Annotated in this window: 30 protein-coding genes and 5 pseudogenes; 9 read left to right on the plus strand and 26 right to left on the minus strand. The window is 41.5% G+C overall.

Translation table 11 applies throughout. From position 1 onward, the window contains the following. Positions 1 to 36 precede the first annotated feature (36 nt). From KUH03_RS29790 to KUH03_RS29870, 15 genes and pseudogenes are all read right to left on the minus strand, one after another. Positions 37 to 609 carry an efflux RND transporter permease subunit gene (locus tag KUH03_RS29790; RefSeq protein ID WP_257088000.1) on the minus strand — a complete coding sequence of 191 codons (573 nt, stop codon included), beginning with the start codon at positions 607 to 609 and terminating at the stop codon, positions 37 to 39. Between the two features lie 25 nt (positions 610 to 634). Beyond that, positions 635 to 1072: an efflux RND transporter periplasmic adaptor subunit gene (locus tag KUH03_RS29795; protein WP_257088001.1), complete on the minus strand. Its 438-nt coding sequence runs from the start codon at positions 1070 to 1072 to the stop codon at positions 635 to 637. After that, the gene (locus tag KUH03_RS29800) at positions 1030 to 1200 is read right to left on the minus strand and encodes an HlyD family efflux transporter periplasmic adaptor subunit (protein WP_257088002.1); all 171 of its coding nucleotides are present in this window, start codon (positions 1198 to 1200) and stop codon (positions 1030 to 1032) included. The genes KUH03_RS29795 and KUH03_RS29800 overlap by 43 nt, the downstream gene beginning before the upstream one ends. Positions 1201 to 1229: 29 nt before the next feature. Then, positions 1230 to 1778 carry an efflux RND transporter periplasmic adaptor subunit gene (locus KUH03_RS29805; RefSeq protein WP_257088003.1) on the minus strand — a complete coding sequence of 183 codons (549 nt, stop codon included), beginning with the start codon at positions 1776 to 1778 and terminating at the stop codon, positions 1230 to 1232. 161 nt (positions 1779 to 1939) lie between these two features. After that, the gene (locus KUH03_RS29810) at positions 1940 to 2758 is read right to left on the minus strand and encodes a HAMP domain-containing sensor histidine kinase (protein WP_257088004.1); all 819 of its coding nucleotides are present in this window, start codon (positions 2756 to 2758) and stop codon (positions 1940 to 1942) included. Further along, positions 2755 to 2946 (minus strand): hypothetical protein, encoded by a 192-nt coding sequence (locus KUH03_RS29815; RefSeq protein WP_257088005.1) that lies wholly within the window; start codon positions 2944 to 2946, stop codon positions 2755 to 2757. The genes KUH03_RS29810 and KUH03_RS29815 overlap by 4 nt, the downstream gene beginning before the upstream one ends. Continuing rightward, positions 2943 to 3314, minus strand: coding sequence for a hypothetical protein (locus KUH03_RS29820; protein WP_257088006.1), 372 nt, complete (start codon positions 3312 to 3314; stop codon positions 2943 to 2945). The genes KUH03_RS29815 and KUH03_RS29820 overlap by 4 nt, the downstream gene beginning before the upstream one ends. A gap of 53 nt (positions 3315 to 3367) precedes the next feature. Next, entirely contained in the window at positions 3368 to 3472 is a 105-nt protein-coding gene (locus KUH03_RS29825) for a winged helix-turn-helix domain-containing protein (RefSeq protein ID WP_257097434.1), read from the minus strand. A 242-nt stretch (positions 3473 to 3714) separates the two neighbouring features. After that, positions 3715 to 3993, minus strand: a pseudogene (locus KUH03_RS29830) (response regulator); the annotation flags it as partial. 144 nt (positions 3994 to 4137) lie between these two features. Continuing rightward, positions 4138 to 5067 (minus strand): phosphatase PAP2 family protein, encoded by a 930-nt coding sequence (locus tag KUH03_RS29835; protein WP_257088007.1) that lies wholly within the window; start codon positions 5065 to 5067, stop codon positions 4138 to 4140. A gap of 23 nt (positions 5068 to 5090) precedes the next feature. After that, positions 5091 to 6300: pseudogene (locus tag KUH03_RS29845) on the minus strand (outer membrane beta-barrel family protein). Positions 6301 to 6667: 367 nt separating this feature from the next. Next, positions 6668 to 7522 carry a carboxypeptidase-like regulatory domain-containing protein gene (locus KUH03_RS29855; RefSeq protein WP_257088008.1) on the minus strand — a complete coding sequence of 285 codons (855 nt, stop codon included), beginning with the start codon at positions 7520 to 7522 and terminating at the stop codon, positions 6668 to 6670. Beyond that, positions 7519 to 8079 carry a HAMP domain-containing sensor histidine kinase gene (locus KUH03_RS29860; protein WP_257088009.1) on the minus strand — a complete coding sequence of 187 codons (561 nt, stop codon included), beginning with the start codon at positions 8077 to 8079 and terminating at the stop codon, positions 7519 to 7521. The genes KUH03_RS29855 and KUH03_RS29860 overlap by 4 nt, the downstream gene beginning before the upstream one ends. Before the next feature lie 139 nt (positions 8080 to 8218). Continuing rightward, a complete protein-coding gene (locus tag KUH03_RS29865) occupies positions 8219 to 8866 on the minus strand; it encodes a hypothetical protein (RefSeq protein ID WP_257088010.1) in 648 nt (215 codons plus the stop codon). Further along, positions 8863 to 9554: pseudogene (locus KUH03_RS29870) on the minus strand (response regulator transcription factor). The gene KUH03_RS29865 and the pseudogene KUH03_RS29870 overlap by 4 nt, the downstream one beginning before the upstream one ends. A 194-nt stretch (positions 9555 to 9748) precedes the next feature. Between KUH03_RS29870 and KUH03_RS29875 the strand changes: the two are divergent. Together KUH03_RS29875 and KUH03_RS29880 are read left to right on the plus strand one after the other, a co-directional pair. Continuing rightward, positions 9749 to 10021 carry a hypothetical protein gene (locus KUH03_RS29875; protein ID WP_257088011.1) on the plus strand — a complete coding sequence of 91 codons (273 nt, stop codon included), beginning with the start codon at positions 9749 to 9751 and terminating at the stop codon, positions 10019 to 10021. Positions 10022 to 10070: 49 nt separating this feature from the next. Next, positions 10071 to 10268 carry a hypothetical protein gene (locus KUH03_RS29880; protein ID WP_257088012.1) on the plus strand — a complete coding sequence of 66 codons (198 nt, stop codon included), beginning with the start codon at positions 10071 to 10073 and terminating at the stop codon, positions 10266 to 10268. A gap of 63 nt (positions 10269 to 10331) precedes the next feature. Here KUH03_RS29880 and KUH03_RS29885 read toward each other — a convergent pair whose 3' ends face one another. Continuing rightward, on the minus strand, positions 10332 to 11024 hold the full coding sequence (locus KUH03_RS29885) for an HAD family hydrolase (protein WP_257088013.1): 693 nt from the start codon (positions 11022 to 11024) through the stop codon (positions 10332 to 10334). 291 nt (positions 11025 to 11315) lie between these two features. Here KUH03_RS29885 and KUH03_RS29890 point away from each other — a divergent pair, with 291 nt between their 5' ends. From KUH03_RS29890 to KUH03_RS29915, 6 genes are all read left to right on the plus strand, one after another. Continuing rightward, positions 11316 to 11858 (plus strand): Crp/Fnr family transcriptional regulator, encoded by a 543-nt coding sequence (locus KUH03_RS29890; RefSeq protein ID WP_257088014.1) that lies wholly within the window; start codon positions 11316 to 11318, stop codon positions 11856 to 11858. Positions 11859 to 12425: 567 nt separating this feature from the next. Continuing rightward, the gene (locus KUH03_RS29895; protein WP_257088015.1) at positions 12426 to 13136 is read left to right on the plus strand and encodes a histidine kinase; all 711 of its coding nucleotides are present in this window, start codon (positions 12426 to 12428) and stop codon (positions 13134 to 13136) included. Next, positions 13133 to 13585: a sensor histidine kinase gene (locus KUH03_RS29900; RefSeq protein WP_257088016.1), complete on the plus strand. Its 453-nt coding sequence runs from the start codon at positions 13133 to 13135 to the stop codon at positions 13583 to 13585. Before KUH03_RS29895 ends, KUH03_RS29900 begins: the two co-directional genes overlap by 4 nt. A gap of 194 nt (positions 13586 to 13779) precedes the next feature. Further along, positions 13780 to 14454: a LytTR family DNA-binding domain-containing protein gene (locus KUH03_RS29905; protein WP_257088017.1), complete on the plus strand. Its 675-nt coding sequence runs from the start codon at positions 13780 to 13782 to the stop codon at positions 14452 to 14454. Between the two features lie 97 nt (positions 14455 to 14551). After that, positions 14552 to 15190 carry a serine hydrolase gene (locus tag KUH03_RS29910; protein ID WP_257088018.1) on the plus strand — a complete coding sequence of 213 codons (639 nt, stop codon included), beginning with the start codon at positions 14552 to 14554 and terminating at the stop codon, positions 15188 to 15190. Beyond that, positions 15180 to 15611, plus strand: a complete 432-nt coding sequence (locus tag KUH03_RS29915) for a serine hydrolase (RefSeq protein WP_257088019.1) — start codon at positions 15180 to 15182, stop codon at positions 15609 to 15611. The genes KUH03_RS29910 and KUH03_RS29915 overlap by 11 nt, the downstream gene beginning before the upstream one ends. A gap of 74 nt (positions 15612 to 15685) precedes the next feature. On the opposite strand, the pseudogene KUH03_RS29925 reads toward KUH03_RS29915, so the two are convergent. The 4 genes and pseudogenes from KUH03_RS29925 to KUH03_RS29940 form a co-directional block, all read right to left on the minus strand. Beyond that, positions 15686 to 17661 (minus strand): annotated as a pseudogene (locus KUH03_RS29925) (oleate hydratase). A gap of 31 nt (positions 17662 to 17692) precedes the next feature. Further along, the gene (locus KUH03_RS29930; RefSeq protein WP_257088021.1) at positions 17693 to 18085 is read right to left on the minus strand and encodes an AraC family transcriptional regulator; all 393 of its coding nucleotides are present in this window, start codon (positions 18083 to 18085) and stop codon (positions 17693 to 17695) included. 11 nt (positions 18086 to 18096) lie between these two features. Then, positions 18097 to 18612 (minus strand): AraC family ligand binding domain-containing protein, encoded by a 516-nt coding sequence (locus KUH03_RS29935; protein ID WP_257088022.1) that lies wholly within the window; start codon positions 18610 to 18612, stop codon positions 18097 to 18099. Between the two features lie 52 nt (positions 18613 to 18664). Next, positions 18665 to 18952 carry a GNAT family N-acetyltransferase gene (locus KUH03_RS29940; RefSeq protein ID WP_306429826.1) on the minus strand — a complete coding sequence of 96 codons (288 nt, stop codon included), beginning with the start codon at positions 18950 to 18952 and terminating at the stop codon, positions 18665 to 18667. Positions 18953 to 19367: 415 nt separating this feature from the next. On the opposite strand from KUH03_RS29940, the gene KUH03_RS29945 reads away from it, so the two are divergent. Continuing rightward, complete coding sequence (locus KUH03_RS29945; RefSeq protein WP_257088023.1) at positions 19368 to 19817, plus strand: VOC family protein; 450 nt, start codon at positions 19368 to 19370, stop codon at positions 19815 to 19817. Positions 19818 to 19900: 83 nt separating this feature from the next. Here KUH03_RS29945 and KUH03_RS29955 read toward each other — a convergent pair. From KUH03_RS29955 to KUH03_RS29980, 6 genes and pseudogenes are all read right to left on the minus strand, one after another. Further along, positions 19901 to 20262 (minus strand): annotated as a pseudogene (locus KUH03_RS29955) (DUF4180 domain-containing protein). 51 nt (positions 20263 to 20313) lie between these two features. Then, positions 20314 to 21237 carry a Dyp-type peroxidase gene (locus tag KUH03_RS29960; RefSeq protein ID WP_257088025.1) on the minus strand — a complete coding sequence of 308 codons (924 nt, stop codon included), beginning with the start codon at positions 21235 to 21237 and terminating at the stop codon, positions 20314 to 20316. Positions 21238 to 21308: 71 nt separating this feature from the next. Then, positions 21309 to 21575 carry a hypothetical protein gene (locus KUH03_RS29965; RefSeq protein ID WP_257088026.1) on the minus strand — a complete coding sequence of 89 codons (267 nt, stop codon included), beginning with the start codon at positions 21573 to 21575 and terminating at the stop codon, positions 21309 to 21311. Positions 21576 to 21592: 17 nt separating this feature from the next. Then, on the minus strand, positions 21593 to 21796 hold the full coding sequence (locus tag KUH03_RS29970) for a hypothetical protein (protein ID WP_257088027.1): 204 nt from the start codon (positions 21794 to 21796) through the stop codon (positions 21593 to 21595). Positions 21797 to 21801: 5 nt separating this feature from the next. Next, complete coding sequence (locus tag KUH03_RS29975; RefSeq protein ID WP_257088028.1) at positions 21802 to 22122, minus strand: alpha/beta fold hydrolase; 321 nt, start codon at positions 22120 to 22122, stop codon at positions 21802 to 21804. Between the two features lie 10 nt (positions 22123 to 22132). Further along, positions 22133 to 22918 carry a trans-aconitate 2-methyltransferase gene (locus KUH03_RS29980; protein WP_257088029.1) on the minus strand — a complete coding sequence of 262 codons (786 nt, stop codon included), beginning with the start codon at positions 22916 to 22918 and terminating at the stop codon, positions 22133 to 22135. Positions 22919 to 23007 lie beyond the last annotated feature (89 nt).

The raw sequence follows: 23007 nt of genomic DNA on the forward strand, positions 1-23007 counted from the left end.
TTTGCGGTTACTTCGCCTAGAGAAACTTCATATTGATCAAGTTTTTAGGGTCCAGTTCGACCTGAAACTGCGTCGTGATGCCCCAAAATTGGTTACATCGGCTACTCCCGCCACCTGTTTGATTTTAGGGATAATGACAAAGTTTTGGAGTTCGGTCAATTTCCGTAGATCCTGGGTATTGCTTTCGAGAATATAACGAAAGATTTCTCCTGTCGGCGAGGTAAGTGGATCTAATCCGGGTACTGCCCCGTAGGGGAGACTGAGATCTGCCAGGCGTTCCTGTATACGGGCCCTGGCCCAGTAGTCGTCAACACCGTCTTTAAACACGATGGTGACCATGGATAGTCCAAAGGTGGTTTTGCTACGCATGACTTCCATTCCGGGTAATCCGTTGATGGTCTGTTCAATGGGAATTGTTATCTGTTGCTCCATTTCCTCGGCGGCCAGGCCCGGCACCTGAGTGACGATTTGTGAGGACACGTCTGCGATATCGGGATAAGCCTCAACCGAAAGCTGTTTCCAAGCGTAATAACCGAAAAATGCAATAAGGAGAAAAGCAGCTGCAATAACCCATCTCTTGGCGATGATCTGGCTAACAAGTTGTTTCATTGTAATACGATTTTTGGATAAAGATTTAGTTGCTTGCTAGTAGATAAAATGCGCCCTCACCGATGATCTGTTCACCGTTGGACAGACCCTGTATAATCTGAATCTGCTCATTTTCGGTGACACCGGTCTGTACATATCGCCTCATAAATGTGTGCGGTGCTAGCTGTACCCAGACAAAGCTTTTATCATTAAATTGGAGTACAGCTTTCGCAGGAATAAATATACTGGCAGCAGCTAGCTGTTCAAATTGCGTATTGACATACATACCGGGTTTGAGCAGCCGATCTTTATTGTCGCATTCAACTAGCACTTCGATATTGCGATTTGCTTCGTCGACAAACTGATTGATATGGACAATCTTTCCTTGCAGTCTTTTTGTGGGCTGGTTGTCAATGCGCACTTCGACACTGCGGATCTGATCTATGGCACCGAGGTCTTTTCTTTGATATAGGCCGAAACCCATACTTTCGACAGTTCGGCAATCCGGAGTAAAGCTGGAGCGTCTTCTTTATTGTATTGGCCAAGGACAATGGTATTGCTGAGGATTTCACCATGGATGGGTGAACGGACGAGCAGGGGCTGACCAAGCACGACCTGCGCCGGGTTGTTGTCATATATTTTTAAAGCTGCTGTCGCATTATTGAGCGTCGTGTTGCTAATGGCAAAATTGGTTTCCGCTTCTTCAAGTTCTTTTTGTGTACCGACACCGTGGCTAAGCAGATCTTTTGACGTTTTAAAACATTTGCTGCCAGGGCATAGGTTTGTTTGGCCTCAAGGTATGTTCGTTGTGCATCGAAATAATCCGAAGAACTGATTGAAAATAAGGCTGTATTGACCGCTACTTTCTGCCCCAGGCTCACGTAGGATCTGACAACCCGCCCCGCAAAGGGCATGGGGATTTCAACATAACTATTGGGGATGATTTTGACCATAGCGGCGGTGCTGAATGTCAACTGATGCGGTTGCTGGACGACGGCGGTACACTTGATCTTGGACAGCAGTGGCGCATGTGCGTTGATCGTCAGGGTGTCACCTGCGAAATGCAGGGCCGAGGATTCGTCCGAAGATACAGCGGAGCGTTGAGTGCATGCTTGCATGATCGTGAGGGCAGCGATCCAGCCCATGAATCTAAGGGGATGGATAGGAATTTTGATAGCGCGGTTAACCATTGTTTTTAGTTTCTAAAAGCCATCTTCTACTCATTCAAGAACTGTTCAACGAATGGGCGGTTGATGACCGGCGTTTCTGTTTCTAAAAATTATGGTGCAAAGCTATCTATGCCTCTGCTGGAAGGCAGTTAGAGAGGCTTTAGAAAAATATTAGAATTTTATTAGAGTGCTGATGGATGGGGTAGATTGATCTGGAATACACTACCGATGCCTTTCGTTGAGCGGACAAGAATTTCGCCTTGATGCAGTAGAATAATCTTTTTGGTCAGTGAGAGACCGATGCCATTCCCTTCACTGTAGGCTTTGTTGTTGCCGCGATAGAAAGGGGTAAATATGCGTTCAAGATCCTGAGGCTCGATGCCTATGCCGTCATCTTTAAATTCTAGTTGTATAGACGTTCCACTGGATTTAATCGCTATGGAACATTTTTGGTTATCGGAAAACTTACAGGCGTTTTCAATTAAATTTACAAAAGCGACCTGGAGGAGGTATCCATTGCCGACAGTCGAAATCATCTGCTCGTCTTCCAGAGCGGGATCAATGAAAATGTCGAGTTTATAATCGGGATTGGCCTGCAAAACCTGCTGGCAGGCGTCAAGCAGGATTTCATCGACACGTAGTGCTTTGAAGGAAATCTCTGAACTATCGTAACTCGCCTTGGCAAAATCCAGTAGACTATTAAACAGTTTTTTTAGTTTCTGGGCGTCGTTTAGCGTGTTGTCAATGATAACCTTGTATTCAGCGGTGCTTCGGTCTTTATTCGTGGAAATTTCGAGTTCGGTAATCATTGCTGCCAAAGGTGTGCGCAGTTCGTGGGAAATATTGGAGACAAAGTGCTTTTGGCCATCAAAGGAGTTTTCAAGACGGTTCAGCATATCGTTAAAGGTGTTTGCCAGTTCGGATAGTTCATCTTTATTACCTGTGCTCTGAAGTCTTGCATCCAAGCTATTGGCCGATATGTTTTTGACTTTTTGCGTCATGGCCTGAATCGGACGGAATACTTTTTTGAGAAAAATATTCCGGCGGCATAGCTTAAAAAGACCGCAAAAATAAAAACAATAATGATGGTCGATAACAGATTTTGAAGTTTATTGTAACCATACTGATCATAAGCGGCAGCAGTGATGATGAAATTCGCATTGTTGTATGCATAGGTAATGCCGATCACCTGCCATTTGTCCTGATAAAAGCCAATTTCCTTTTTTTGACAACATCCCGCAACATAGCCGGCGTCTCCTTGACAAAATCAATGTCTACGGCATCATGGTACAATAGCTTAAAACGGGTGTCATAGATGGCTACTTCAACCTCGTTGAGAATTTTTCGGTTGTTGTGGTAGATATCTTGCAGTGTTTTTCTGTCTACCTGTGCATTTAAAAACAGATTTGCTTTGGTGTAGGCTTCTTTTTTGAGGAGGGCATAAAATTCATTCTCCCGATTCTCTACGGCCGAATAATAAACCGTGCAGGCAAATACCATCAGGATGGTCGCTGTGACGACTGTAAAAAGTATGGTGATTCGCGTTCTGATCTGCATTAGTCCTGTTTTAAAATAAAGCCCATCCCAGATTTGGTGTGGATATATTTTTATCAAAATCCTTGTCTACTTTTTTTTCGGAGGTAATTGATATAGACATCAATAAAATTCGTGCCGGTATCGAAATGGGTTTCCCAGACTTTTTCGGCAATCTCCATTCTTGACAATACACGTTCGGGTGCAGCAGCAGGTAGTGGAGTAGTTTGAATTCTTTGGGTGTCAGACTGATATCGATATTGTTGCGTCTGACATTTTTGGTATGCAGATTCATTTCCAGATCCGCATAGCGCAGGATGGTTCCTGTAGTGCTGTCCTGTTTCTGATAGCGTTTGAGCAGCACCCGTATCCGCGCCAATAGCTCCCGCATTTCGAAAGGTTTGACCAGATAATCGTCCGCCCCAGCATCAAAACCTTCTATTTTGTCATCTGTGGTACCGAGTGCGGTAAGCATGATGATGGGCAGGTCGGGTTTGATATGGCGGATTTCCTTACAGAGATCAAGCCCGTCCATCTTGGGTAATACGATATCGGTAATAATCAGGTCGAAATCGTGCTGCAGGGCCATTTTCTTTCCTGAAATACCATCATAGGCAATGTCGGTCTGAAATTCGTTTTCATCCAGCCCGCGTTTTATTAGTCCCGCGACACGGACATCATCTTCGACTAAAAGAATCTTCATACAACAGCGAAAGATTATTCGTTAATACTTCAACCTCAATATTGACTTCGACCAAAGCGTATGGACGGTACAGGACAAAGTTATCAAATTTACCTTGGTTTCGTTATTTGAAGACTATTCTTTTGTTGCCTCGGGTGGAATTCTTTAAAACTGCCGTGCATAGCTTAACCCAAATTGCCGGTTCTGATAGAAGGGCATGACCATGGATGAGGTATTCGGTTTATCTTTGAACAGCAGCTGATTGATTTTGGGATGGAGCCAATAGGCGAGTTCGGTCGATAATATGCCGAAGCCAGCTCCAGCAACGACGTCGCCTACCCAGTGACGGTTGTTGATCGTACGGTAAATACCTGTGAATATAGCAAAGGGATACCCCGAAATACTTAGCCAAAAGTTACTGTCCCGGTATTCGTGATACATAAATTGGGCGGAAGAAAATGCCGTCGCCGTATGTCCCGAGGGAAAAGATAGGGCATCGGAACTGTCTGGACGAACTTCTTTTACCAGGTGTTTCAGCGGAATCACCATCGCTCCGGAAATCAATTGTGAGGTGAGGTAAATCACTGTTCTGTCTCTAAAATTGTGTTTACCTTTCACACCAAATGCATTGAGCCCGTAAACCATAAGTGCCGGAACATATTGACTATAATTATCCAATTTCATGTGGCTTAATCGATGTTCGGCAATTTCGTCTTTGGTGGACGAATTTAGCTTTTTAAGGGCATCGCTGCTTAAACTGGCTACACCAAACCCGATGAACACCGTTGGTACAATAAAATTGGTATACCGGAGTTTATAGGGCGAATTCGTAGACATCTTTGATGCATTTTTGAACATATGGGTGATCGTATCGCCCTGTATCGGCCATAAATTCGCGTTTGAATCATTTTTCCAGCGCTGGGACGGCTGATTAAGATCGGTGACCGTATTTAAGCGAAGGGGATCTTTGACTAATGCCAAGGTACTTCCCTGTTCTTCGGTAATTACCGTTTTGGGCTGTTGTAATATCTGCGTGATAGCACTGCTAAATGGGAAGAGTGCTGTCACAAGCAACAATAAGACAGGTTTGATCATATGTAAAGTGTTTTTAATCAATCTTAAAATTTGTAATTGTAACCGATGCGGATCACCTGAGTTTCATAATAGTCGGCACTGGTATAGCGGAAGCCCATTCCCTGGATTTCACGTTTGTTGACCATCGTATTGAGAAGGTCTGTGGCATTCAGGAATATTTCTCCTTTGTTGTGCTGTATACTTTTTTGACTCCGGCATCGATGGAAAACCGTGCAAACAATTTGCCTTGTGGGATCAGGTCCGGAGCAAGGTAGATCGCTGTAAATTGAGCATCCCAACCTGATTTGAGGTGAAAGGTATTGTTCCATTTTAAGTTACCGGAAATCAGGGTCTGTCTCTCTGCTGAAAATAGACTGGGTTGGGGATATCGATTTTCAACTGAAAAGGCATTGATCTGATTACGGTAGAGATTACCATTGATATTAAAAGAATAGCTATCACTGACCTTTTGGTTCCAGATTGCTTCCATACCCGTATTGTAGCTACGACCGGCATTTTGGAATACGGCATAAATCCAATTGCTACCAGGACTCGTTGTGGAGATTCTACTGATTGTTCCGTCGGCAAAGCGGTGGAAAAGTGCTGTGTAGAGGTAGCCTTTCGTCCAGTTGCGTTTGTATCCGAGTTCGATGGAATTGGTAAACTGGGGCCGTAAGGCTGGATTTCCGACCTTGATAATTTCGGCATCATCATACTTTGGGAATATACGGATATCGACCTCATTGGGTCTGTCTACCCGACGGTTATAGAAGATGGACAGTTTATTGTTGTCATCCAGTTTATATGCTAAGCGTACATTTGGAAAGGGCTGTGTGTAATTGTATCCGTCACTTTTGTAGGTGGGATGGTTGGGATTGACATCATATTGGATACGTACATATTCCAGTCGTATACCTAATTCAGCTTCCCATTTCTCATTTTCATAGATGTAGTTTCCGTACCAGGCAGGAATCAACTCTTTATAAGTGGCCCAACCACCTGCATTGCTATCAATACGGAATTTGTGCCGGGAATAAACTGCATATTGGTGGGTATTTTTCTGTCACGTAGCTTGATTCCGGTCTCTATCCGTCCATATTTAAGAGGTTTGATGTAATCGAGGTTGAAATCATATACTTGTTCATCAGACAGTAGTTTGAACGCATCTTTCCCTGTACTATTCGGGAGATAATTATCGTAGAAATACTTTTCGTCTTCGCGATGGAATGTATAGTTGAAACCTGCATTGAGCAGATGTCCGCTTCTTTAAATTTATGCTGAAAAGAGGCTGTCGCCATTGCTGTCGTCTTTAGCTCGTCTTCCAAAAACTGCCAAAGGCGGTTGCGCTGGGATAAATCGCCATTAAAGAATGGTTGATCACCACGATCTATAATTTTTTCACTCCCATACATGCCTGAGATGGTTAAGCTGTTTTGAGCATCCATATTCCAGTCTACTCCAGCTTTTGTGGTCAGAAAATTGGTGTTTCTGTTGCGTTTCAACTGCGATTTGATCAGGGTGCCATCATCGTAGGTACGTGTTACGTATTCATTTTTGTTTAATGTATGTGTATAGAGGTTGTCTGCCTGGACAAAGATGTTGACTTTATCTTTTCGATAATTCAGGGAAAGAGTGGGGTTGATTTTGGGGTCAGGGTATATTGGGGCCGGATAGTCGGCAGGTTTTCCTTTCTCTCCCAGAGGGATCCCAGTCCGGTGGTAAAACCGACCTTGCCATTGAATCCCAGCTGTTTGTTTTTCTTCAAAATGATATTGATAATTCCGGCATTCCCATTGGCGTCGTATTTTGCTGAGGGATTATTGATAATTTCAATTTTTTCGATCGCTGAGGAGGGTAAATTGTCGAGTCCGGTCTGACTGCCAAAGCCAGTCATGGCTGTCTGCCTACCGTCAATCAAAATCGCTACTTTTTCATTTCCCCGTAACAGCACTTTGCCGTCCTGAACAGTGACTCCCGGTAGCGCTTGCATCTGTTGCAATGCTGAGCCACCGCTTTGACTGATGTTGTCAGCGACAGTATAGGTTTTTTTGTCCAATTGCTGGCTAATTCCACTCCGCGTTGCATTTACCTCGACGGTTTGCAATTGGGTAGCGCTCTCTGATAAAACGATTGTGGGCAGTTCGAGGAAAGGAGACAGTGTCCCAACAAAAATGGACTGTTTGACGGTTTTGAATCCTGTATAGGAAACTTCCAGTGTATAATGGCCACTGGCGACACTGCTAAGTTTGTATCGTCCAGCATCATCACTCACTGTTCCGGTCACGAAGCTGCTGTCTGTAGTATGTTTGAGGACAAGATTGACATAAGGCAGAGGACTGTTGGTCGTTTGACTTTTGACGATGCCCGAAATTGTGGCTGTGCTTACCTGTGCTGTCGTCGGCATGGACCCCGCCAAACACAGTAACATGAAGAGAAATGAACAAAGATGCGGTCTTGTGCGCGTAGTGGATTTCATAGCTTTCTTCTTAAATAGTACGAAGTAAAGCTGCGAAGATTTAGAATATATTTGGAATTTTTAGAATTGGACCGAAAAAATGTGTTTTTGTTTTCAAAACGATATTGGACTGTCCATCCCTGATATCGCGCGATTTCCAGCACAATTGCTAGTCCCAGTCCGCTGCCCAGATTATTTTTTGAAAGCTTGGAAAAGCGTTTGAATAGGGTGTTGGGGTCGAGGGCGACTTCTCCCGGATTGTCGATTTCTAAATAGGTTTCGGTCAGTTGGATGGCGATCATATTGTTTGATGCACTATAACGAATGGCATTCAACAATAAATTATTGATCAGAATTTCGGTCAGACTGCTGTTGCCTGTAAACAGCACATCTGGTTGGATATTTTCTTCAACGGTAAGCTGTTTTTGTTCAAAATGCTCCTGCATGGTCGAAATGGACTGTAATAACAAGCTGTCCAGCCGCAATGTCTCTGAATGGTCAAATTGACTGTTGTCAATTTTTGCCAGCAATAGGAGGTTTCGATTAATACGTGTACTCCGGCTGAGTGCCCTGTGCATATCTTCAATTTGTAAGTATTGTTCTGTACTTAGGTTGGGTGATTGGAGTAGGATATCAAGTTTATTTTTGAGGATAGCCAGGGGGTCTGCAGTTCATGGGAGGCGTTTTCCGTAAATTCTTTTTGTGAACGGTAGACGGCTACATTTTTTTGAGCAGTTTTTCCAAAGATTGATTCAGCTCATGAAATTCAATGGTATCGGTCTGTTGAAAGGTAATTTGATGTTGACTGTTGAGATTAAATGATTTTAATTTTTCGACAGTATCCCGGAAAGGTGCCCAGACTTTTGTTGATATCCTTCTTGAAAGGATCAGTATCCCCAAAACAAGCATAATAAAGAAAAAGAGTGTAGTGGCAGCGATAGCGGCAATCGTCTCTATGGACTCTTCAATATTGGTTTCGACAGTAAAGCGATAGGGGCTGCCATTGATTTGAACCACTGTCGAGAGGCATCGAAAACGATCTATATTTTCATGCGCAACATACGATTTTTGTTTTTCTATGGTGTAAATACTGTCTTTGCCTGAATCGTTTGTCCCTAGTTTGCGGATATCTGTACTTGGCTGTATGCTATTCCATATCGCTATGCTGTGTTGTAATTTGTCGTCAGAAAGCTGTAGGCCGTTGAGCTCGAAGGCCGTCTTTTCAACAATAATTTTATTGTGTTCGTCAAGCTCGCTTTTCCAGATACCATCAATAACAACATAATAAACTGGGACGCTAACGCCAAGTACAATCAACACATAGAGTAGGAAGGGATTGGTTATTTTCTTGAGTAGTGGCTTCATGTGCTGATATCGCTTTGATGTTCCCATTTATATCCTGTACCATATACCGTTTTTATATACGGATAGGCTCCGGCATCCTGCAACTTTTTTTTGAGGTTTTTGACATGGGCATAAACAAAATCGTGATTATCTAGCATATCGGCAATATCTCCTGACAGGTGTTCGGCCAATGTACTTTTAGAGATAACCCGGTTTTTGTTTCCAATAAAAAACATCAGCAGATCAAATTCTTTCTTGGTCAGGATCACAGGATTATTGTTTGCAAGTACTGTTTTCGCTAACAGATCAATCTGAATTTCGTTGACGCTGACAACGTTTGAATTGTTAAATTGTTTCCGGCGCATTAAGGAGTAAATTCGTGCAGCAAGCTCCGAAAGGTGAAATGGCTTGGTAAGATAATCGTCTGCGCCAAGTTGAAGTCCGGCAATCTTATCATCTACGGCATTTTTGCCGAGATAATAATGACACCATCCTGCTTGTTATCTTTCTTCAGTTCTTCTAATAAACGCAAACCATTACCATCGGGCAGACCGATATCGAGTAGGATGCAATCGTACTGAAACAACTGGATTTTATCCAAAGCATCATGCAGGGAGTTGGCAAACTCACATAAATACTGTTGCTCACAGAGGTATGTTGCTATACCTTTGGCCAGTTCTTCCTCGTCTTCGATGATCAGTATCTTCATGATGCTAAGATAAGCGTTGAAATTTGAAGAAATTTAGAATTTGTCCTTCAAACCTACACAAATTCGCCCTGATATGCAATGACAGCAGAAAGCCATAACTTTTTATATTCTTGCCATACGACAAGAGTAGCATGCGCTAAATCAGCTAACTTTGATGAATAACCAGGTGCCTGGCACCTATAGATCAATGAGCAATGGATAAACCAAAATCAGCAAAATTAGAAGTCATTATTCCTGCGTATCGGATGCACAGTCAAAGTTTTATCAATGTTTTGGATGGTATCACGGAGGAGCACGCACGTCAACGTATCAACGGGCAGACCAACCACATGGTGTGGATGGCCGGTAATTTTGTCAATGTACGTTATGGGATTGCATACATTTTGGGCCTTCAGGAGGAAGATCCCTACCACGACTTATTTTTATGGGTAAAACATTGGATGAACAATTTAACTACCCAAGTTTAAAAGAATTGAAAGATAGTTTCTATGCCATTTCCCAAAAGTCTATCGTCTGTTGGAAGTAGACGATGCGCAATTGGCGGAGATTTTCAAAATTGATATGAACGTTCCTTTTGTCGAGGAGAACAAACTCAATTTTATAGGGATGTGCATTGGACGGCAGGATTATCTCTGCGGTCAGATGGCATTGATGCGACGTATACTCGGTTATCCGGGTATGAAATATGAAATGGACGAGCAGATGACCTATTAAGCGTCAAACAGCATAAGCTAGTGTTTTGTAGACAATGTGCTAGCTTACGCTGTTCAAATGCCTTTAGCCCAGATGTGTCAGGATCTCATCGACTCGTTGAATGGCAATAAAGCGTTCGTGTTCTAAATTAACCTCATGCTGTTCATGTGTCCAGGTCACATGATAGGGAATATGAACACCAAACCCGCCGAGCTCGAGTACCGGAAGGATATCGGATTTGAGTGAATTGCCCAGCATCATAAAGCGATCAGGTGCGCAATCCAGATGCTTGAGTAACTTACGATAGTCTTTTTCTCTTTTATCGCTCATGATTTCGATATGGTGAAAATAGTCTTCCAGTCCCGAATTTTTTAACTTCCGTTCCTGATCCAAGAGATCACCCTTGGTTGCAACGACCAGTCTGTAATTGCCCTTTAGCTGGGTCAGCGTTTCAGTCACACCGGGAAGCAATTCAATGGGCTTCTGCAAGAGTTCATGTCCGATCGCTATAATTTGATTAATGATCTCAACGGGCAGCCTGTTTTCCGAGATTCGATTGGCGGTCTCAATCATACACAACATAAAGCCTTTGATCCCATAGCCGTATAAGTGCAGATTCTTCATCTCGGTAGCGAAGAGCTCCTGCGAGACGGTATGTTGTGGAAGGTAGTTTTCTAAAAGCAGGCAAAATTGTCTTTCTGCTTCCTGAAAATAGGATTCATTGGCCCAGAGGGTATCGTCGGCATCAAAAGCGATGGTTGTTATCTTATTTTTCATTTGTATCATTAGTTGTTCATCATTTATTTTCAATGGTCTTCATGAGCTCGTTTACTCATTAAGTTGGTATTTTAAGGTATTCGTGAGCTCGCTGCGCTCGGTTCACGCTGCCTTCGGCGGCATAGTATTCAAGAGTTCATCTAACCCACTCACATCGAAGAGTCGTCTTGAATAAATCATGCTGTTTTTAAATCTACTTTTGTAATTTTATGAAGCTAATTTCTCAAAAGGAAATCATTATTAAAAGGACATTTGTCCCGGATCATTATGTTAAGAACAAATCAATCATTTTTGGATCGTACGATAACACTTTACGCTCAGCAGCAGCGTCAGGAAGATATTGTGGTCAGAAAGTATACCAAGGGGCAAAACTTATATGATCAGGGAACAGCATCCACCAAGGTTATGGTTATCAGTGAAGGGATAGCCAAGTGTTATTTTACCGAGGCCAATGACAAGGAGTATATCGTTGAATTTCTTTCGGTCGGGGAAATCGTTGGGGAGATCGAAAGCATTCGTCATATTCCCAGTCTGTGTAGTATACAGGCCATGACCGATGTGACGGTCTATGCATTTTCCAAAACGTATTTTAGGGAGCTATTGGAAAGAGATATCACATGGAGCAATATGTTGCTGGATGTGATGGCACAACGTATTGTGCATACCTCGAGCCGGGCATCTTACCAGCAGTTATACAGTCTGGAACATAGTTTACATCGTTTATTGGAAATCCAATCCCAGCAGGATATTGCGATCAAGAAAGAGGATATGGCTGCCTATCTCGGTATTTCGGTCAGAAGCCTCAATCGGGAACTTAAGAAATTCCTAGAATAATTACCCATCCCATTTTTTAGGGCATTCGTCACATTTTTTCTATTTAACTTTTCATTTCTATTAGTATTGTATCATCAAAACCAATCGTAGATGAAATATCCATGTTGAAAAGGCAAAAACAATGCGAAGAAAAACTGGATATTCCATTTGACCATTTAACAACAAAATGTGAAGCATTCATGAATACCATTAAATGCAAACACAAATGAATAATTGATTACATTATGAAACTAAAAGATTTTCGAAAAGTAGAATTCTGGTTAGCAACGCTGCTTTTTATTATATTCAGCTATAACCTTGTATCAGACACCAATCAAAGGAATGATGGTGGTATCCATGAACAATTCAATACCGTAGGCATAAGCTATTCCTATTTCTTTAACTTTTTGTGCCCAAGTTCCTTTATATTTTAGCGGTCTATCTAAGTTTTTTGGCGCTGAATTTTATACTGATCCCCGCACTTATTGATAGGAAACGCGAAGCATTAAATTACTCCTGATCGTTCTGCTGATAGCTGTCGTTAGCCTAGTTCTAGGTATTGCTAAGACATACAGTCATACCTATGAGTTGTTGGCCTATAAGACAATTCAACAGGGATATAATCGTCTATTTTTTGATGCATTTAATAAGACGGCATTAATGGTTATCCTTATTTCGGTTTATACCTGTGGCAAGTATTTTATTGCTTATCTGCTCAAAAATATGGACGGAAATACAGCTGTCCAAAGACAGATGAAGATGGATCTGGCTTTCGGGATAGGATTTTGGTTTGTAGGATTATTTTTATGGATTACATCCAGATCAAATTTTCAGTTTGCAATCCTCTGGACCATGGTGGTGCTCTCTGCGGTCGGTATTGTGATTTATTCGCTTTATTACCTATTGCCTGAACTGTACAGGCAACAAAAGAAATTTAGTAGCTATTTTTGGCACATCTTTGTCATTAGTTTGGTCCTCATGTTACCCTTATGTATTTTGGCGTTGTTCTTCTTTAACCGGACTTCCGAAGTAATTTTTATCGTAGCGTTGTTTCATCTACCTACACAGTTATTGGTCAGTATTCCACTTTCATGGTTTTTGTATAGAAAACGTGTTTTACAAAATTCTGAGTTGACCTCACTACGTACCGAACTGGGTAAATCGGATGCTAATCTCAACTTCTTAAAGTCACAGATCAATCCACATTTCTTGTTTAATGCATTAAATACATTGTATGGTACCGCTTTGCAGGAAAAAGCCGAAAGAACAGGGGAGGGCATCCAGCGGCTGGGGACATGATGCGGTTTATGCTTCATGAGAATACACAGGATAAGATTTCGCTGATCCGAGAGGTCGAATACCTGAATAATTATATCGCCTTGCAAACTCTTCGGACCTCACAATCTGCCGATATTAAGATCGAAACGTTGATTGAAGAGCAGTTTGAAAATTACCAAATTACCCCGATGTTGCTTATTCCTTTTGTTGAGAATGCGTTCAAACATGGTATTAGTTTACAGAAACCCTCGTATATCAAAATTTCCTTACAGGTCAGGGGCAATGTGCTATTCTTTGATGTCAGTAACAGTATCAATCTCAAAAATGACAATGATCCTGAAAAGTTAAAAAGTGGTGTGGGGTTTGACAATGTACGGAAACGCCTATTGCTGTTGTATAAGGACAGGCATGAGCTGATCATTCGTGAAAATGCACAGGAATTTTTTTGTCCACTTGACCTTACATATTGACTAGGTAAAAATAGGGAACAGATAGATCCCTTTTGGAAGGAGCTGCTACGAAATGCCAAGGACGAAGCGGAATATTACCCACAATATTTTATATTTGATAAAACAGGAAAATTGGTCGTTGAAAAAGCGCTTCGATCGAGTCATGGACAGCAGCTTTACGAGCAGCTTGACAAGATTTTAAACCAATAATTTGTATGATAGCCATAGCGATAGATGATGAGCCGTTGGCCTTGGAGGTCATTAGCCATCACACGTCAAAGGTTCCCTTTATTGAATTGAGAGAAACATTCACAGATGCATTTATGGCAATCAGTTATTTACAGCGGCAACATGTTGATCTGATTTTTCTGGATATTAAGATGCCTGATATTTCAGGTATCGAGTTTCTGAAAAGCCTGAGTACGGTTCCCATGATTATTTTTACAACCGCTTATTCCGAACATGCTTTGCAGAGCTTTGAACTTGACGCAATTGATTATCTGTTAAAGCCTTTTTCCATGGCTCGATTTCTAAAGGCCTGCAACAAAGCACATGAATTGTACCATCTGAGATCTGCAAAGGCTGAGACCAACAAGGGCTATTTTTTTGTAAAAGATGGCTATGAACATGTAAAGATCGAATTTGAAGATATACACTATATCGAAGCTTCCGGTAACTATACGCAAATACATCTGTCGGATAAACTGATTAGCTCAAGGATCACCATCAGTGAGCTCAGCGAATTGCTGCCAAAGTCTGATTTTGTGCGTTGCCACAGGGCGTTTATTGTTGCAAAAGGCAAAATGACAAAGTTTGATCGAGCCCAGATCTGGATAGCTGATAGAATAATACCTATTGGTACCACCTATACAGATCTTAAATTGTATTAATACACAAAAATAAAAGCAATGCAGCACTATAGTATCATGTACCTAAAACTCGTTTTATTTTTTTATGTGTGTAACCAGCTATGCGACGGGACAAAATATGGAGAAATCTTTATTAGATAAAACGCTTTCCAGCTATTATCCTAAGGGAGATGAACCTGGGATAGCTGTTGCGATTAGTCAGCATGGACAGATCCGTTACCACTATGCAGTCGGAATAGCGGATCTGAAAACGAAACAAAAGATCACAGAAAAGACCCATTTTCGGATGGCCTCCGTCAGTAAGCAGGTGACAGCGCAAGCTATTTGCAGTTTATTTGCTCAGGGCAAGCTAAAACCAACGGATCAATTGGGACTCTTTTTTGACGATTTGCCCTTGGCTTTGCAGGGTATTACCGTCGCTCAATTACTCCAACACCGTTCGGGAATAATGGATTATGAGGCATTGATACCAAGTGATCGAACAGCACAGGTTTCGGATAAGGATGTGCTGGATTATATCCGGCAGACTGATGCTGTTTATTTTCCATCGGGGAGTCAATTCAGGTACAGTAATACGGGCTATTGCCTGTTGGCTTTGATTGTGGAAAAGGTGGCAAAGGAGCCTTTTGCAGCATTCGTAAAAAGCATTTGTTTCTGCCGAATGGTATCCGCGATGGAATCGTCTATACTGTTGATTCAAATATCCCCAATCGGGCTTTCGGTTATCATCCTAAGGGGATACCTTTGTGTTTGCTGATCAGAGTGTGACCAGTGCGACTCAAGGTGATGGCGGAGTTTATCTATCGGCTTTGGAGTACCATCAATGGGCCAATTATTTGCTTCATAAGCGTTTTCCCGAAGCTGTTATACAGGATTTTCTGGAAACAGAGCGCCTTCCGGTAAAAGATGGTGTTTCCTACAATTTAGGCTGGTTTATCTATCCTTTGGAGGGAAATAGGCTGTTCTTCCATTCGGGAGAATCAACGGGCTTCCATAATATTGTTTATTTAGATCAACAGAAAGACCTTGTTATCACTTTATTTAGCAATCGTGATGATCTATTGATTGCGGATGCATTTGACGCGCTGCTTGCTGTCCTTAAACTGCCTAAGCCCATGGGACCAAGTGCCCAAAACAAATCTGTTTTTGGCTGGCTAAATGCAGTCTATGCGAATTAGCGTGTCTGCGGATTGAGAATAAAATCGCCTATGTCTTTTCTAAAGACATAGGCGATTTGGCGTGTGGATTAGAATTAACCCTTAATTCCTTTTAACCAATCTCTGAATTTACCGAACTGCTCGGCCAAAAATGATTCATGATCTTCATTTTCTTCATCTCCTCCGGGAAGAATATGTTCAAAATAAGATCCTTTCAGGATTTTACGCAATAGTCCTTCGCCGATGAACGGCTTATCATCATTGAGTGTCCGTGCGGCTTTCAACAAATGACGGATATCATATTGTAAAGGATTGATATCAGGCACTTGCTTGTTGAGATTCAAGAGCTCGTACACAGCTATACGTGCAGTTCTGACTGAGCTTTCCATGGTAAATACGACATCGTTGTTGGTTTCGACGAACTGTCCAACGAGACCTAGATTTTTACAGCCATTTGGAACGACTCTTGGGCGATCGCCTTTAGCACGAGGCATAAACATCGATGTGATATAGGGCATAAATGTCGTGCGAACGATGGTATTTTTGATGACATCATCCAATTGATCAATGATTCCCAGATGATGACATAGTTCGGCCAAAATTTCATCTCCGGTACATTCAGGCATAGTCTTTTTAATATAATTTCCTTGTTTGTCCATAAATAGGGCATAAACCCAAAGTACAAGGACATCGTCGGGCTGGCCAGGAAGTGTGGCTGTCTGTTACAGGTAAAGCTCATCAACCAGTTGGAGTCTGTAATTGTAATAATACCGCCGGTGACTGTTTTTCCTGAATAGGGATCATTGACCGAATAGCCCTTTAATTTTTCAATCAAAGCCGAGGGTTTACAGGTCAGGGTAGCAGATTCCCAGGCTGACTTTTCAATGTTGCTGCAGAATTTTTCGGGTTTACCAAAAATAGCTGATTTAGCAGCCAAATTTTTCCAGAGTTTCCAGCCGGCACTCTGTCCACTGGTACTGTTGTCTATACCGATGATCGGTGCTTTGGTATTATCACCATAGAAGGTGTCTTCTGTCATTGAACCGGTCGTGACAATGACAAAGTCATTTGGACCTAGTGGGATACGTACTTCCTGACCATCTTGTTCGGTAATGATACCCGCAACGGTTTTTCCTTCGGTGTTGTTTTGTATGTCAAGATCTTTGACCAGTACATTAAACTGGATCTTAACACCTTTATCTTGTAACACCTTGCGTAATGGGGTGACAAAGGTATCGTATTGATTGTATTTAGGAAATACAAGGGAAGAAAGGTCGTTTAATCCATCAATTGCATGAAGGAAGCGATGCATGTACAGTTTCAATTCCAATAAGCTATGCCAGTTTTCAAAAGCAAACATGGTCCGCCAAAAGGTCCAGAAATTACTGCTCAGGAAAGATTCGCTGAAATAATCTTCAATTGTCAGGTCATCCAATTCTTCTTTTTTTTAGCAGGAGTTTGATAATTGCAAGTTGATCTTTTTGGCCAACCCAAATTTGCTAAAATCTTTGATTTCACCAAGATTATGGATAAGTCTTGCTTTTGAATAGTTGGAATCGTTGTCGTTGATCAATCTATATTCGTCAAGTACACTGTAGGGAGCTGGCATTTCCAATGCTGGAATATCCTGAAACATATCCCATAGATTTTCATAAGTCATGTCCATTTCACGTCCACCACGGATGACATAACCATCCTTGGCATTGCCGGCACCATCCAGGGATCCGCCTTCGATATGTAACTGCTCCAGGAAGGTGATATTTTCCGCAGGGACATGTCCATCACGGATGAAATAGTATGCTGCAGACATCCCCGCAATCCCGCTACCGACAATATAGATTTTGCTGTCTTTGTAGGATTTGTTCGGTATACCTTTATTGCGTTGGTAATTTCCTATCTGATCTGAAAAAGGCATTGCCTTTTTAGGCGTGTTACGTTGTTGTTCTGTGCTTGAATCCGGTTCATGATTTACATTTCCATATTCAGCAGATGCATTTAATACTTTGTCGAATTTTGAGGTGATTTCTTTCATGATTCTTATTGTTTTTAATTCTTGAGTAAAGTTAGCCATACTCCTTAGATCATTTATGCCCTCAAATTCGCTATTGTTCTACCGAATTTCCTTTTTTACATATTTTGTCTTTTCGATATTCAGAAGGCGATAACATGGAGTACTTTTTGAAAAAACGTCCAAATGCAGAGATCGAATTGAAGCCTATGGCGTAGGCGATGTCGGAAATGGTCTTCTCAGGATTTCCGAGTAGGGCATACGCTTCTTTGAGCAAATTTTCGTCTATGATTTCATGTGGCGTCTTTCCAGATGCCTTCTTAACAATACTAATCAGGTATTTGTTTGAAATAAATAACCGATCGGCGTAATATTTCACATCTTTGGATTGGCTGCAGTGTTGCTGTACCAGGTCCGTAAACTTAAAGTAGAGGCTATTGGCCTCCTGAATTGTTTCAACTGCATGTTGGTCCTCCACGGCGAGCACATCGGCTATTTCTAGCAGCAGGTTAAATATAATGGTGCGAATAATGTCGGGGTAAAACGTGTCGCCCTGAGGGTTACCTCGCTTAAATATTCGAGGAGCCTTAATAATTTTCCGGCGAGTTTTTCTGCCTCGGGTATAATTGCGAATGTTGCATTGTTGAATAGTCCCAGTTTTTCTATAAAAAATGGGTTGGCAATGTTTTTAAGTAGAAACAACTTGTCAAAGAAAAGTAGTTTCATTCTGAAATCCTTGCTGACCGCTGTAAATTTGATGACGGTGGAAGGTGCTGAAACAAGTAAGCTATGCTGTGCTAGTGTATATTCTTGATTATCAATTTCTACTGTAATCGTTCCGGCCGTGCAAATGCAAATGGCGTAAAAATCAATACGGAAGGAATTTCTGGGGTATTCGAAAAGGGGATTGCCGGATGAGATGTAGTAAGGGCGATTGCAATCTACACCAAAGAAAGATAAAGTGTCTTGTAGGCTGTCGTGTGTATTTGGATTGATCTTGATACTAAACTTCATAGGGGGATTGTCATGTGCAATTGACCTTATTCTTTCGGTTGGATAAAATAGGTTATGTGCGTTTTAAAATAAGCTTTTCTGTAGCAACCTCATCTTCTATACCAACAAAGTAGCTTTGAAAACCAAACTTTGTCAGTAATTGTCTGGAGGCCGCATTATCTGGATCAATGATGCCGATCACATCCTTATTGGCGTCGATGCTTTTGGCCATGGCCAGCAGAGATTCACAGATTTTGGTGCCGAGACCTTTACGCCAAAACTCCCTTTTAAGCAAATAACCGATCTCAAAGACGGTTGGATCTTTTCTATAGTTGACCAATTTGCAGTCGCCAAAAATAATTGGCTATCGGAATCTATCACCATAAAATAGCCCAATAATGGATCTGTATTGATTTCGAGAATTGAAGCGAATTTTTTCTCGGCCTGCTCAGCTGTCAATCCCTTGCCTGAAATATATTTCATGATTTCATCGTCTTTGGTAAGTTCTCTAAAAAGAGCGAAATCTTCGGCTGTGTATTTTTTTAATTCTAATGTGTTGTACATGGCTAATGTGTCTTCTACACAAGATAAGGTTGTTTTTCTATTAAATCAAAAGTTGGACTTCAAATAATCATTTTTCTGTCTTATTTCTGATTTTGCCAATTGGGAGATCGGAATTTAACTTAAATTGTCATAGAGGAATAAATACATCGGTTCATGCCAACAAAAGTTTGGAATGATGTATGGAAACCGGATCACATTTAACTATTGAAACAATGAAGATAACAGGATTATATGAAACGCATATCCAGGTACGTAATCTGGAGGAGTCTGTCAATTTTTATACGAAGGTGCTTGGTTTGCGGATTGCACATCGTGATCCCAATCGACCTATCGTCTTTTTGTGGGTCGGTACAGGTAAGGAATATATGCTGGGACTCTGGCAGGAGGAAGCAAATTTTCAACCGCGGCATTTTGCTTTTAGAGCCAGTAAAGAAGATATCTTGAATTACGCAGTAGACTATCTCAAAGAAAGGGATTTGCAGCCTTACAATTTTTTGAAAGATGGTGTAGAAAAACCAATGGTATTTGCCTGGATGCCGGCATTGGCAATTTATTTTAACGATCCAGATGGAAATCAATTGGAATTTATTGCCCTATTGGAAGGCGAGGGGAGGCCAGAACTGGGGGTAATGTCCTACGAGGATTGGTTGCAGCAGGAATAAAAAATAAGCGGTTATTTTATTAGCCGCTTATTTTTTTATGAAAGGAGGTTGACAGGCCGCCTTGAATGGATCGAGCTGTACCGTTAACCCTTTGATAGTCTAGTAATGGCTTCATCTCGCGTAGCAACAAAGTTGATCTTACGGCCTTTATTACTTTCGTAGATAAAATCATTCAGACTTTTGCTATTATAGATGGAAAAGTCACCAACAATAGCAACGTCAAAATCGTACTGCGTATATTTTTGAAGAATTTCCCCGCCAACTTCGTTTTAAGTTCAAAAAAATCAGCCGAAATATTTTCTTGGTATAAGATTGCTTTGTATGCTTCCTGTGCGCCACAGTCTACCATGATCTGTAAACCATCATCGAGATTGTTGATGAGGATAGCAGTGTCTTTTACTTCAGCGATATTTCTATCGTTTACTTGGATAACGTCGATTTGCATAGTCGTAATATATTGAGTGGTAATGATTGTCTTTAAGCCCTAAAGATTGCTCTATCCGGCAAAATCTTTCAGCATATCAATAGAAGGGCAGAAATATAATGTGCCACTCTGAGCTGCACTAAAGTCCAGAATACGGTCATAATTACCATCTGGTTCACCTATAAACATTCGTTTTAGCATTTGTATCACGGTGCTAAATCTACTGGCATAAGCAATAAAATAGGTGCCCATTTGATTATTGGCGATATTACCAAAAGGCATATTGTCCCTAACGATTTTGAGATCATCGCCTACATTGGCTAAGGCCGAATGCGAATTGGCCGGTTTTACGTCATCCGACATTTCAATATCATTGGTTTTACTTCGCCCAATAACTTTTTCCTGTTCGGATACCGGTAAGGCCCGCCAGCTGTTCATGTCGTGAATGTATTTTTGAACAAAAAGATAGCTGCCACCTTGATAGGCTTGATCTTCATCTCCAATAATACCAAAGAAAGCACGGTCTTCACCTGTCGGGTTTTCGGTGCCGTCGACAAAACCTAGAATGCTTCTTCCATCCCAATAACGAAAGCCGTGGATTTCTTCCTTGCAGTCAGCAACTGCTGCCAGTACATCGGAAATTTCGGCTGCCATGTCAATACAATAGCTTTGCTCTTCAGCGCGAATATGAAAATGGAGATCACCCGGGGTAGCAACAGCGACATGTTTTTGACCTACGATGGGCTCAAAAGGAACCAATTCTTTAGGTAATGGCTCCTGTAGTGCCAATTTTTTCCAGGCATGATAACTGATCCCCATGACAATACTCGCTTTTATACCAGTCGAACGTACCTGAGCCGAATTATTCAGATTGACGACCAGGGCACAGATCCGTTCAAAGACCGGTTTCAGCTCTTTATTTTCCTGAAAATTCCATACCATGAAAACGGTATTGTTGCTGGGTGAATCGATAACATTCTGCGCTTGATTGTTCATAAAATATTGTATTGATTGGACATTGACAATAATACTAAGCTACAAATAAATTTATTTCCAAACAGATCAAATTATTCTGTTGAGGTTGTTTTTTTGTATAATGACTGGATTTCTTCGATCACTAAAGCCGGATTATCGTAAAAGATGTGATGTTGTGCGTTCGGCTCCAGGACATACTTTCTGTTGTCCTTTTCGTCTGCAAACTTTTTTAATGCGGCAACACATTTACTTCTATCGGGTTCTTCAAAAGCGGTAATGCCTGAGCCGATAATTGTCATTGGAATGGTCGCATGTGGCGCTACTTCATGCAAAATAGCTGTTGAATTCTCATAATTCATCGTCAAATGATAGAATCCTAAGCTCTCTTTTTGATCTCTTGAAGTCGGTCGGCATATTCTATCTTTAATGATTTTCCACGCTCCATTGTCATAAAATAAGGCGAGACAATATCTATCATCACCGCACCTAGTACCTGCCCCTTGTTTTCATGGGCAAATTTCAGCGTATAATTACCACCAAAGGAATGTGCAACAAAGAAATATTGTTCGTTATAACCCAATTTATTCAGCGCCCTTTTAGATCAGCGACTTCAGTCGATAGATTGACATTTGCGGTATCTATGCCACTTTTTCCGAAACCCGCCCGATCGTAGGTGATTAATGGTGCACCTAATCTAGCTGATAGTGGAGCCAATAGTTTCTGCCATACAGAAGCATCGTTTCCGCCTCCTGATTCAAAAATGATAGGAATTCCTTTTCCAGCTATAATATTAAAATGTAAACTATGCTGACCAACACTGATTGTCGTATCTTTCGATTGTGCAAACAGGTCAAACGCGGAGAGTAACAGGAAAATAGAAAAGAATGCTGTGTGTATAGGGATCATATTGAATTTATTAAATTTTAGCTCTTACGTCGTTCATTTTGAGTGTCATTGATAGGGCTTCTGTTTCGATCCAGTTGCTGTAATCTTCAATGGCTTTTAAACGCAGTTCATCTGTAATATATCCTTCTATTACCATTTGTTGCGACTGGGCAACTTTGATCCAGATTCCAAGATTGGTCTGAAAATGATCGTCGCCCCTGGTATAGGTCAGATCGGCGTTGATCGTCTCAATGGCTGTAAATCCCTGTTGTTGGAGTAAAGTGGCGATTTCATCTGCGACACGGTTGTTCATACCTGCATCGGCACGCCATTTCAGAAATGTATGATAAAACTCCAACATACTGGACGGTGGTGCTGGGTTCCATTCAATTGCGGTATGGTTATAATCCAGGATCGAAAGCTGTCCTCCGGGTTTCAACCAGGATTTGAACCGTTGTAAGGCCGCAGGAATATCACTTAGCCATTGCACTGTTCTTGCCGTCATAATCAGATCAAACTGATGTGGTGGCTCATAACTGAAAATATTATCACAGACCAGACTAAGATTGGCGCTGTCACCGTACTGTTGATTCCCTATATCAATAAAAGATTGGGTGTTGTCCAAACCGATCACTGTGCCGTCCGCGATTAGTGATGCGGCTTCATTTGTCAGTGTTCCTGTGCCACAGCCTACATCGAGGATGGCTAAACCGGGTTTTAACAGTGGGAGAATGGTCCGATAGTCGTTTGCTAATGTTCGTCTTTCAAATATTTTATTTGCCTGTTGGTCTTTTCTGTCAATAAATTTCTCTTTCATTTGATTGGTTTAGTGTGTCGTAAATATAATTTGCTTTGACGATAAAACAAACTTCTTTTTGATTGAATGACTCGTGGATGGTTATCAGC

The sequence above is a fragment of the Sphingobacterium sp. E70 genome (genome assembly GCF_019285695.1).
Classification (GTDB): Bacteria; Bacteroidota; Bacteroidia; order Sphingobacteriales; family Sphingobacteriaceae; genus Sphingobacterium; species Sphingobacterium detergens.